We start from the raw sequence: 11,308 nt of genomic DNA on the forward strand, positions 1-11,308 counted from the left end.
ATAACCTAATATATGAATTTAAACACCTTAAGCGATTAAGCTCGCTTAGGGTGTTTTTTTATGTGTTTAATCTGCAGGTCTGGCATCCTCAACAGGCGCAGGGGTAACACGTGGCGGCAAGGTGTCTGGATCAGCAGTCGGTGCCGCAGGTTTTGGTGTAGGTTTCACCGAGGAGGCGCAGAAGTTTTGCCCTTTATCCGACCAAACAGGGATATTACGCACAGGGCTGTAACAGTTCCAACTGCCGTAACTGTTAATGCCGACCCATTGGATATCGTCGATTTTTTTCAGACTTAATGGCGTCACTTCGGCACGGCGTAAGTAGTTTTTATAAATCTCTAAGGCGCCGCTAGAGCCAGTTAAATGGGTTTCGCCATTGTCATCACGGCCGAGCCAAATAGTCGCCACGTTTTCGCCGTCAATACCCACATACCACGTATCTCGAGCGTCATTGGTCGTCCCTGTTTTACCGGCCAAATGTAAATTGGCGAAATCATTTTGTAAACTACGTGCCGTTCCTCGTTCAACCACTTGTTGCATTGCGTACAGGGTTTGCATGGCGCTTTGTTCTGGCACCACTTGCTCAGGTTCGGTTTGATGTTGATAAATCACTTCACCTTGACGGTCGGTAATGGCGCTAATGGTGCTTAACGGAATTTTTCCGCCGTTATTGGCGATCACTTGATAAGACTTGGTGACGTCATAAGGCGAAATACTGTATGAACCTAATAACATGGCAGGCACTTTCGGAATGCTGACCTTATCCCAGCCCATGGCTTGTTGGGTTTCAATCACTTTGCTTAAACCGACTTTCATGCCGATATTCACCGTTGGAATATTTAAAGAACGGGTTAACGCATCCACTAACATCACCGAGCCACTATATTTGCGGTCATAGTTTTTCGGCTGCCAAGGTTGGCTGCCTTTGATATGAATGGTGATAGGTTGGTTATTAATCGGGGTATTTAATCTGAACTTCTCGGGGTCAGAAAGTGCGGTTAAATAAATCGAAGGTTTGACTAGCGAGCCAATTTGGCGTTTGGCCATAAAGGCACGGTTAAAGCCGGCGTATTCCGTTTGCAAACCGCCCACCACGGCACGAATTTCGCCTTGTTTATAGTCGGCAACCACCATGGCCGATTGTAAATTTGGATTTTTGGTTTGTAATTGTAATTTACGAGTGGCGTCAACCACCGCTTGCTCGGCGTAGGCTTGTTGTTTGATATCAAGGGTGGTGAAAATGCGGGCGCCCAATAAACTGGCGGATTTATTTTCCCCTAGATTTTGGCGTAATTCCGCTTGTAAGGTTTGGATAAAGGCCGGATAAGGGCGAGCAATGGATCCTTTTTCTTGCACTCCTAATGGCCGTTGGCTTAACAAATCAAACAATTCTTTGTCGATCATTTTATGTTCTAACATTAAGCCTAACACTACATTTCGGCGTTCTTTGGCATAGGTTGGGTTGCGCCATGGGTTATACAAGGACGGGCCTTTTACCATACCCACTAACAACGCAATTTGATCTAAACTGATTTCTCGCACAGGGTGACCAAAAAAGAAATGACTGGCTAACTCAAAACCATGAATTTGCGTATCGCCATTTTGCCCGAGGTAAATTTCATTCAAATAGGTTTCTAAAATCCGATTTTTGTCGTAACGTAAATCTAAAATAATCGCCATTAAGGCTTCGTTAATTTTACGGGTAATAGAACGTTCGTTACTGAGAAAGAGGTTTTTCACCAACTGTTGGGTTAAGGTGCTACCGCCTTGTACAGTTTGTCCCGCTTTGATATTGGTGATCATCGCACGAGCGATACCAATTGGACTTACGCCTTGATGTTCGTAAAAACGACGATCTTCGGTTAAAATCAGGGTATCAATCAAAAAGCGCGGGTAATTTTGTAAAGGAATTGCCAAACGTTCTTCTTTATCCGATTGCAACATGGCGACTAATTTCGGCGCTAAACGAAATTCATCAATCGTTGTACGATTAATCAGATCCTCAATCACGGTTAATTTTTCATCATTAAAACGTAAGCGGAAAACCCGTTGCGCCTCCATTTTATCAGGGAACGGAAAAGCTCGACGTAATAACACAATGGTATCATTTTCAATTTTGAAATCCCCAGGGGCAGCCACAAAGGTGGTTTGGCGATAATCATTGTTGAGCAATAATTGCGTGACATCATTTAGGGTCAGGTTGTCTTGTAATCGTACACTTTCAATACGACTATATACTTCAGCCGGTAAACGCCAAATTTGGCCGTCCATTTTGGAGCGGATTTGCCAATCTAAATAGGCTCCATAGAACAGGACTAGCGCCCCTAAACTTAACGTCGCTTTGGCCAAAAATAAGGCGCATTTATGCCGTTGGCTAAAGGAACATGTTGCTGGCGTTGGTTCTGTCGCAGGTTTTTTTTCTTGTTCGGTTGACATTATTTACCTAATAAATCCTAAACTTATTTTGTCAATAAACGCATTTTAACATTTATTTGTTTTAATTGTGTTCTTTTTTAAGTAACGATAATAAAAACAGAAAACTGGAGGCAATCACGACAGACGGCCCTGATGCCGTGTTATATAATGCAGAAAGGGTTAACCCCAAACTGACGGCTAGCATACTGATGACCGCTGCAATGATCGCCATGCTTTCTGGGGTACGAGCAAAACGTCTGGCGGTGGCGGCGGGAATAATCAATAATGATGTAATAATCAATGCACCAACAAAGGTCATGCTTAACGCAATAGTTATTGCGGTTAAAATCATTAAAATAAACCGCATTTTTTTCACATTAACCCCTTCAACCTGAGCCAGTTCGGGGCTAACGGTGATTGAAATCAGTGGTCGCCAGAAATAGAGTAACAGGCTCAATACCACCAAAACTCCCACACCGATATAAATCAGATCGTCAAGGTTGACCGCCAGTAAATCACCAAATAAATACCCCATTAAATCTACACGCACATTTTGCAGTAATTGCACGGTAATCACACCGAGAGAAAGACAACTATGTGCAATAATACCGAGCAACGTATCCACCGAAAATTGGGTGTTATGTTCTAACCAAACCATGGCAATGGCCAAAATTAGCGTCAGAATTAAGATAGCAATGTAAGGGTTTATTTGGAAGAAAATCCCTAATGCCACACCGAGCAGGGCAGAATGCGCAAGGGTATCACCAAAATAGGCCATTTTCCGCCACACCACAAATGCGCCTAAAGGTGCAGTGATAAATGACAACAAAATACCCGCTAGCCAAGCGGGGAAAATAATTTCAAACATAGCTTTCCTTAATTTTTATGTTCCGCACAAGCCTGATCGTCCTGACAACAAACATCACCGTGAATATTGTGTTGGTGATTATGATGATGCGTATAAACGGCAATATTTTTGGCAAATTGATCACCAAAAAAATGAATAAATTTGGGATCGTTAGACACCACTTCAGGCGTACCCGCACAACAAATATGATGATTAACGCATAACACTTCATTGGTATCCGCCATTACAATATGCAAATCATGAGAAACCATGAGAATAGCACAATTTAATTTTTCACGAGTTTGTTTAATCAACTGATACAGTTCGACTTGGCCGTTAATATCAACCCCCTGAGTCGGTTCATCTAGCACTAACAAATTGGGTTTATTCAGAATCGCACGAGCAATCAACACACGCTGCATTTCACCGCCAGACAGCTTTTGCATACTATTTTTAATTAAATGCGAAATGGACAGCAAGGCCAAGGCTTGTTGTACTTCATGCTTGCTGATACCTTTTTTTAAGGACAAGAATTTTTCTACCGTCATGGGCAAGCTCGGATCCAAATGGATTTTTTGTGGCACATAGCCAATACGTAAACTCTTGCTATACACCACATTACCACTGGTCGGCGTTAATAATTTCAGTAACACCTTTAATAACGTGGATTTTCCCCCACCGTTTGGCCCGACAATCGTGATCACCGAATTGGGGTAAATCTGTAAATTAATGTTTTGCAACGCCACTTTTTGGTTGAACATCACATTAATGTTGTTTAAGGCGACCAACGGCCGTTGGGGGATATTAATTGATTTTATTTGCATATTACAATCTCGCTTTCCAATAGCCTAACCATTCTTTTAATAATTGCATATTGGCATTGATCGCCCCCGCTTGTGGGATAAAGTGCATATAATTGACTTCATAGCTGTCTGGCGTAATACCATTGCCAACGCTAGCCGGTAACACGGTAAACCCTGCTTTTTCAAATAATAATTTAGCACGTTGCATATGCCATTGATTAGTGACTAAAATAATTTTAGATATATGTTCCCGTTCCAGTATTTCACGGCTATATTGAGCATTTTCAATGGTATTTAATGCCCGTTCTTCTAACCATTTAGGCTGCACGCCAAAAAAGGTAAAAAACTCTTGTGCCATCACTTTGGCCTCTGAATTACCATTTGGACTGGCGCCAGTGACTAAAATCGGAAGTTCGGTTTCTTTGTGTAAATAGGTGGCATATCGCATCCGTTCCAACACAAGCCCCGGTACGGTTAAACTATTATACAATTCCTTGCTATCACGCAACCCTCCGCCTAACACCACAATGGCTTGGGCTTGGCGATAATTCTCAATGCTGAGATTATCTTCCACCACTAAGCTGTCGCTGAGTTTTTGTGCGGTATAGGTTAAGCTAACCGTATAAAGTATCCCAATGGCGAAAAATGCACTGAAAAACGCCATTTTTTTACAATGGCATAACCAGCAAACACAGGCCAACAAGGCGAGCAAAATCACATTGGCAGGGGGGAGCATTATCGCACTAATCAATTTGGTGAGTTCAAACATAATCAATTTCCAATTAAAACTGCGGTTATTATTCCTGAAAATTCGCCTAAACTCAATCATTAAAACGTGCTCTTTTTTTGTACTCGTCATTGGAGATCCTTATAAAAGTAGGGATTAATACCTAGACTGAGATAGATGCTTGGGTGATATTATTTTATTTATCCAGTTCCCCTCAATTTACAAAAGCTGTATAATAAACCATTCTTTTATCACGAGAACCATTTATGAAATTTATCTCTTTTAATATCAATGGATTACGAGCAAGACCACATCAGCTAGAAGCGATTATTGAAAAACATCAGCCTGATGTGTTGGGCTTGCAAGAAATTAAAGTGGCAGATGAACAATTTCCCTATGAACTGGTGGAACATTTGGGCTACCATGTTTTTCATCATGGGCAAAAAGGGCATTATGGCGTGGCGTTGTTGTGTAAGCAGCAACCTGTGGCGGTACGAAAAGGGTTTCCCACGGATGATCCTGACGCTCAAAAACGCATTATTATGGCAGATTTAGACACGCCCTTTGGTTTATTAACGGTGATTAATGGTTATTTTCCGCAAGGGGAGTGCCGTGATCATGAAACCAAATTCCCTGCCAAACAAAAATTCTATGCGGATTTGCAACATTATGTGGAAAATCAGCATAATAAAGCCAATCCGATTGTGATTATGGGTGATATGAATATTAGCCCGACGGATTTGGATATTGGTATTGGGGAAGAAAATCGTAAACGTTGGTTGCGTACGGGCAAATGTTCGTTTTTGCCTGAAGAAAGAAAATGGTATCAACGTCTGTATGATTACGGTTTGCGAGATACGTTCCGTCAATTAAATCCGACAGTGAACGATCAATTTTCGTGGTTTGATTATCGCTCCAAAGGTTTTGATGAGAACCGTGGCTTGCGGATCGATCATATTTTAGCGAATCAAGCCTTGGCGGAAAAATGTGTCAACGTGGGGATTGATTGGGACATTCGGGGTATGGAAAAACCCTCCGATCATGCACCGATTTGGGCGGAATTTAACTAATGTCAGAAATACATTTTCATCAGGATATTGATGATCAGCGTTGGCAGAATTATCGCACTTGGTTTGGTGAGCATGTAGCTGTGGTGTCAGTGAACACCGCCGTGTTGGCCTCTTTTTCAGAGGCTCGCCCGATAAATATTGCACAAATTAGCCGACATTATGAAAGCGATCAGAATGGTTTGCCAAGTGAACCTCATTATCATGATATGTTTCGCCAGATTCTGCATACAATTACGCAACTTTGTGCATTGCCCGATGTGTTTTATGCGGGGCATATTTTGTCCAACGGTAAAGCGCAGCAATTTTTCTATTTTAATGATGAAATTAGCTTGTTGGAAACATTAGGGCAACTCACTTATGATGCCCTTGATATTCAGCAAGATCCTCAGTGGGATACTTATTTTGAATTTTTATTGCCGTCATCATTGGAAAGTAAAATGATGTTGACGGAAGAAATGTTAGATACGCTCAGTGAAAGTGGGGCGGATTTGTCTGAACCGCAACCCATTGAACATAATTTTCATTTTGATGATAAAGGGGATATCGAACTTTTTATTGAAAAATGTCATTTGGCCAATATTCCTTTTGAGCGGATTAAATATACAGAACATAAAATTAAAATAGAGGGTGATTATAAAGCCTACTTGGTTAAAGTGGAGCAAGAATTGAGCTTGGATACGCAAGATATTTTTAATCAAGTGGAGCAGTTTGAAATGATTGCTGAGGCATTGTCTATACGTTATATTGGGTGGGAATATAGCCAATTAGACCAACAAGGCTATTTAAATTAATTTAGGCCTAATCAGGCCTAAATCACAATAAATTGACGTAACACACACCGCACTTTTTAAGGCAATTTAGCTTGAATTAATTTGCCATGTTCCCCATCCCAATCAATTTCTGCAATGGTTGCAGGCAAAAAAGACACGTTATTTTTACCACATAATTCCGCTACAATTTCACCCACTAAAGGTAAATGGGAGACAATCAAAACTTGTTGAATCTCCTCATCGAACAGTGCAGACAGATAATCCACTACCACTTCCGCCTTACCATAAGGGGTAATAGCGTCCCATATTTCGGTGTGTTCAGACAGGACATTATCGAAATTTCGGTTTATACAATCAAAAGTTTGCTTGGTTCGAGCATAAGGGCTGACCAACACTTTATCAAAGTGCGTTGCGTTTTCTTGCAGTTTTTCTTTTAGCCAAGTGCCTTGACGTAATACACTTTGTTCCCCAAACTCAGTCAGAGTCCGTTCTTTATCAACTTTCGCAAACATCTCCGCTTCACCGTGGCGCATAATAAAAATTTTCATCTGACGTTCCTTATACAATACACAATTTTTTAACAAAATATAATCGTAAATTTATGTCAATGTCAATGGGAAATTTTTGTTTAATGTCTCGCTTTTTGTGGGGTTTCAGCGTATAATGTGCGCCAGTTTTTATCGTTGTAAAGGGATTCTGGTCAATTTTATGACGATATGTGTAATATTATCATGTTAAATCATAAAATTAGTGACGGAGAAAGCAATGTCTATAAAACTCAGAAGAACCAAAATCGTATGTACAATGGGACCTTCGACGGATCAAGGCGATAATTTAGAAAAAATTATTAAAGCAGGTGCCAATGTGGTTCGTATGAACTTCTCTCATGGTACACCTGATGACCATATTGGACGTGCTGCTAGAGTGCGTGAAATTGCCAAAAGACTCGGCAAAGATGTGGCTATTTTAGGGGACTTACAAGGTCCAAAAATTCGTGTATCTACTTTTAAAGACGGTAAAATCTTCTTAAATGTGGGTGATAAATTTGTGTTAGATGCCAACTTACCAAAAGGTGAGGGCGATCAAAATTCTGTGGGATTAGATTATAAAACCTTACCAAGAGATGTGGTGTCTGGTGATGTATTATTATTAGATGATGGTCGTGTTCAATTAAAAGTGTTATCTACCGAGGGAGCTAAAGTGTTCACCGAAGTCACCGTAGGCGGCCCACTTTCCAATAATAAAGGGATTAACAAATTAGGCGGCGGCTTATCTGCTGACGCATTGACTGAAAAAGATAAAGCTGACATTATCACCGCAGCACGCATTGGGGTAGATTATTTAGCCGTTTCTTTCCCTCGTTCAAGTGCCGACTTAAATTATGCTCGTCGTTTAGCCAGAGAAGCGGGATTAGATGCGAAAATTGTCGCCAAAGTAGAGCGTGCAGAAACTGTTGTAGATGAAGCCGCAATGGACGACATTATTTTAGCCTCTGATGTGATCATGGTAGCTCGTGGTGACTTAGGGGTTGAAATTGGCGACCCTGAATTAGTGGGTGTACAGAAAAAATTAATTCGTCGTTCACGTCGTTTAAACCGTGTGGTGATTACGGCGACTCAAATGATGGAATCTATGATCAGCAATCCAATGCCAACCCGTGCGGAAGTAATGGATGTAGCGAATGCGGTATTAGATGGAACAGATGCAGTGATGCTTTCTGCTGAAACAGCGGCAGGTCAATACCCTGCAGAAACCGTGGCGACCATGGCAAAAGTCTGTTTAGGTGCAGAAAAAATGCCAAGCATTAACGTTTCACGTCACCGTATGGATGTACAATTTGAAACCATCGGTGAATCAGTGGCATTCTCTGCGATGTATGCAGCGAACCATATGAAAGGCGTTGCTGCGATCATCACGATGACTAGCACAGGGCATACTGCCAAATTGATGTCACGTATCAGTTCAGGCTTACCGATTTTTGCCTTATCTCGTCATCAATCCACATTAAATCTTTGTTCATTATATCGTGGTGTAACACCGGTTTATTGTGAGACAGAATCTCGCACTGCCGAGGGCGCAAAACAAGCGGTCAAATTATTAAAAGATAAAGGTTATTTAACTTCTGGCGATCTTGTTTTATTAACCCATGGCGACCCATTGGGCAAAGGTGATACCAATACTTGCCGTACGTTAATCGTTGAATAAGCAAGTGTGTTCATGATGATCAAACGGTGGTGTCGAGCCACCGTTTTTTATTTGGCTATTTAACCGCTATTTATGATATAATACGAAGATATATTATTGGGTGCAATTCTTGAGTCAGAATCACCTCATTTTCACCATTTAAACATTCTATTTTAGTCGTTGGAGGACTAAATGACTAGTGCAGTAAATAAACGTTCAATAATGACCCTTTTTTATGATAAATCTGATATTTATTGTCATCAGGTTCGCATTGTATTGGCGGAAAAAGGTGTCGCTTATGAAGCTGAAGTGACTGAAGCGCAAAGTTTATCAGAAGACTTAATTGAGTTAAATCCTTATGGCACACTGCCGACATTAGTGGATCGTGATCTTGTGTTGTTCAATTCTCGCATCATCATGGAATATTTAGACGAACGTTTTCCACATCCTCCTTTAATGCCGGTTTATCCTGTTGCCAGAGGCAAAACTCGTCTATTAATGCAGCGCATTGAACAAGATTGGTATCCAACCCTAGCCAAAGCTGAAAATGGCACGGAACAAGAACGAACCACTGCACTTGAGCAGCTCAGAGAAGAATTATTATCTGTATCATCTATTTTTGAACAAACGCCTTTCTTCATGAGTGAAGAGTTTAGTTTAGTAGATTGTTATCTTGCCCCGTTATTATGGCGAATGCAAGAGGCTGGCGTTGAATTTACAGGTACGGGCAGTAAAGCATTAAAAGCCTATATGAATCGAGTCTTTGAACGTGATTCGTTCCAACAATCTGTTGGCAATGCAGCCCCTAAAAATTTAATGGATGATAAATAATGGTTATGGAATACAAATCCACCCCAAAACGCCCTTATTTATTAAGAGCCTATTACGATTGGTTGGTGGATAACGGTTTTACCCCTTATTTAGTGGTCGATGCCACCTACAACGGTGTTGTTGTGCCACAGGATTATGTTAAAGACGGCCAAATTGTATTAAACATTTCCGCCGGCGCTGTCGGCGCGTTGTCTTTAGGTAATCACGCCATTGAATTTAATGCTCGTTTCCAAGGTATGCCAAGAGATATTTACATTCCTTTAGGTGCTGCCTTGGCCATTTATGCCCGTGAAAATGGTGATGGTGTTATGTTTGAGCCTGAGGCAATTTATGACGAGCTAGAACAAGTACCACACATTGAGCAACCGACTAGCTTTAATGAGGCTGTGGATAAACCAAAAGCGAAAAAAACACCAAACACTAAATCAGCATCACATTTAAAAATTATTAAATAATTGAGATGTGATAAAACAGTGGAAAAGAATTTGACTTATAGGATTTTGCTATGAATACAACGACGAATATAACGCTGCCTGCGAGTAATAACATTCCTGAGACAACCATTATTCGTTTTAAAGAAGTCCATACCAAAGATGCAATACGCATAATGGTGAATCGGAATAAGGAAGTTTTATTTGATCCAGTTAAAGGGCGAGTCAAGCAATTCACTAAATTCATCAAATCCAAAGAGAGTGATACGTTAGAAGTCAATTTCAAGGAGACGGTATTAACCTCTTATTGGTGTATTGAAGCTCAACGTAAAATAGATTATGCGTTGAAACAACAAAGAAAAATCAATATTGATAATCCAGATGCGACAAAAATTACCATAAAAATAAATGATGCTGATTTAGAATGCCCAGTTGAACGAGGGATTGTGAATGTCGAAACAACAGAATATTGTACTCAGACGATTGATTATTTTCATATTTTTGATAATTCAACAGGCTTAGAGTATGATGCTTTCCAACGTAATTATATTGATGAACCTAATTACACCAAGCAAAAAAACAAAAAAGAATTGGGGATAATTTTAAAACCTAGCATTTCTAAAACATCGTTAATTATCAGTTGTAATTCAAAACTAACCAGTAAATCACCTAAAGCGGATGATATTCTTGATGATATGATTAGCTATAAGAAAATAGAACTTTATCTGGTGCCTGTGTATATTTTTGAATGTAGAGAATCTGAAACACAACGATCTGTTACGGTTAAAGTTGATGCGGTGACAGGGAAAATTATCAAGGATCAATCTCAAATTTTAGATATATTAAAAGATGATGAATTTAAAAATATGTTGATTGATGTGGCCGCAGAGGTCACGAATGCCGCCCTCCCTGGTGTGGGAAGTATTGGGAAGTTTGCCGTGCATAAAGTGATGAATTAGGCTTATTCCATAGTACAAGTTTATGATTGATGAAATTTAAAGCGAACGAATAGAAATCACAAATTTATACTTGCAACTGCTTTAGATAATCGTATAATGCAACACAAGAATTATCAGTGCTAGCCAGTGTGGCGAAATTGGTAGACGCAGCGGATTCAAAATCCGCCGCCCTTAAAAGCGTGCCGGTTCGAGTCCGGCCACTGGCACCAACTTCATAAAAAGACGGTTTTATGCCGTCTTTTTTTATTGTCCGTAATCTTACGCTGATATA

General features: G+C 40.4%; 11 protein-coding genes and 1 tRNA gene. 7 read left to right on the plus strand and 5 right to left on the minus strand.

Annotated elements, in window-relative coordinates; translation table 11 throughout:
- Positions 1 to 66: 66 nt before the first annotated feature.
- The 4 genes from mrcB to ACTG7Q_RS07810 all read right to left on the minus strand — a co-directional run bounded on the left by mrcB (position 67) and on the right by ACTG7Q_RS07810 (position 4,834).
- Complete coding sequence (gene mrcB / locus ACTG7Q_RS07795) at positions 67 to 2,436, minus strand: penicillin-binding protein 1B (RefSeq protein WP_439242591.1); 2,370 nt, start codon at positions 2,434 to 2,436, stop codon at positions 67 to 69.
- Between the two features lie 61 nt (positions 2,437 to 2,497).
- Entirely contained in the window at positions 2,498 to 3,283 is a 786-nt protein-coding gene (znuB, locus tag ACTG7Q_RS07800; RefSeq protein WP_439242593.1) for a zinc ABC transporter permease subunit ZnuB, read from the minus strand.
- A gap of 8 nt (positions 3,284 to 3,291) precedes the next feature.
- Positions 3,292 to 4,086 carry a zinc ABC transporter ATP-binding protein ZnuC gene (gene znuC, locus ACTG7Q_RS07805; RefSeq protein WP_439242595.1) on the minus strand — a complete coding sequence of 265 codons (795 nt, stop codon included), beginning with the start codon at positions 4,084 to 4,086 and terminating at the stop codon, positions 3,292 to 3,294.
- 1 nt (position 4,087) lies between these two features.
- Entirely contained in the window at positions 4,088 to 4,834 is a 747-nt protein-coding gene (locus ACTG7Q_RS07810) for a YdcF family protein (RefSeq protein WP_439242597.1), read from the minus strand.
- A gap of 224 nt (positions 4,835 to 5,058) precedes the next feature.
- Here ACTG7Q_RS07810 and xthA point away from each other — a divergent pair, with 224 nt between their 5' ends.
- Complete coding sequence (gene xthA / locus ACTG7Q_RS07815) at positions 5,059 to 5,862, plus strand: exodeoxyribonuclease III (RefSeq protein ID WP_439242599.1); 804 nt, start codon at positions 5,059 to 5,061, stop codon at positions 5,860 to 5,862.
- Complete coding sequence (locus ACTG7Q_RS07820) at positions 5,862 to 6,653, plus strand: TIGR01619 family protein (protein WP_439242601.1); 792 nt, start codon at positions 5,862 to 5,864, stop codon at positions 6,651 to 6,653. Before xthA ends, ACTG7Q_RS07820 begins: the two co-directional genes overlap by 1 nt.
- A gap of 56 nt (positions 6,654 to 6,709) precedes the next feature.
- On the opposite strand, the gene sixA is transcribed toward ACTG7Q_RS07820, so the two are convergent.
- Positions 6,710 to 7,180, minus strand: coding sequence for a phosphohistidine phosphatase SixA (sixA, locus tag ACTG7Q_RS07825; protein WP_439242603.1), 471 nt, complete (start codon positions 7,178 to 7,180; stop codon positions 6,710 to 6,712).
- Between the two features lie 217 nt (positions 7,181 to 7,397).
- Here sixA and pyk point away from each other — a divergent pair, with 217 nt between their 5' ends.
- The 5 genes from pyk to ACTG7Q_RS07850 all read left to right on the plus strand — a co-directional run bounded on the left by pyk (position 7,398) and on the right by ACTG7Q_RS07850 (position 11,246).
- Positions 7,398 to 8,837 (plus strand): pyruvate kinase, encoded by a 1,440-nt coding sequence (gene pyk / locus ACTG7Q_RS07830; protein WP_439242605.1) that lies wholly within the window; start codon positions 7,398 to 7,400, stop codon positions 8,835 to 8,837.
- A gap of 171 nt (positions 8,838 to 9,008) precedes the next feature.
- A complete protein-coding gene (gene sspA / locus ACTG7Q_RS07835; RefSeq protein ID WP_439242607.1) occupies positions 9,009 to 9,647 on the plus strand; it encodes a stringent starvation protein SspA in 639 nt (212 codons plus the stop codon).
- A gap of 5 nt (positions 9,648 to 9,652) precedes the next feature.
- Positions 9,653 to 10,102: a ClpXP protease specificity-enhancing factor gene (locus tag ACTG7Q_RS07840; protein ID WP_439242609.1), complete on the plus strand. Its 450-nt coding sequence runs from the start codon at positions 9,653 to 9,655 to the stop codon at positions 10,100 to 10,102.
- 50 nt (positions 10,103 to 10,152) lie between these two features.
- A complete protein-coding gene (locus ACTG7Q_RS07845) occupies positions 10,153 to 11,037 on the plus strand; it encodes a hypothetical protein (protein ID WP_439242611.1) in 885 nt (294 codons plus the stop codon).
- A gap of 122 nt (positions 11,038 to 11,159) precedes the next feature.
- A tRNA-Leu gene (locus tag ACTG7Q_RS07850) sits at positions 11,160 to 11,246 on the plus strand.
- Positions 11,247 to 11,308 lie beyond the last annotated feature (62 nt).

Source organism: Lonepinella sp. BR2474 (assembly GCF_051851555.1).
Classification (GTDB): Bacteria; Pseudomonadota; Gammaproteobacteria; order Enterobacterales; family Pasteurellaceae; genus Lonepinella.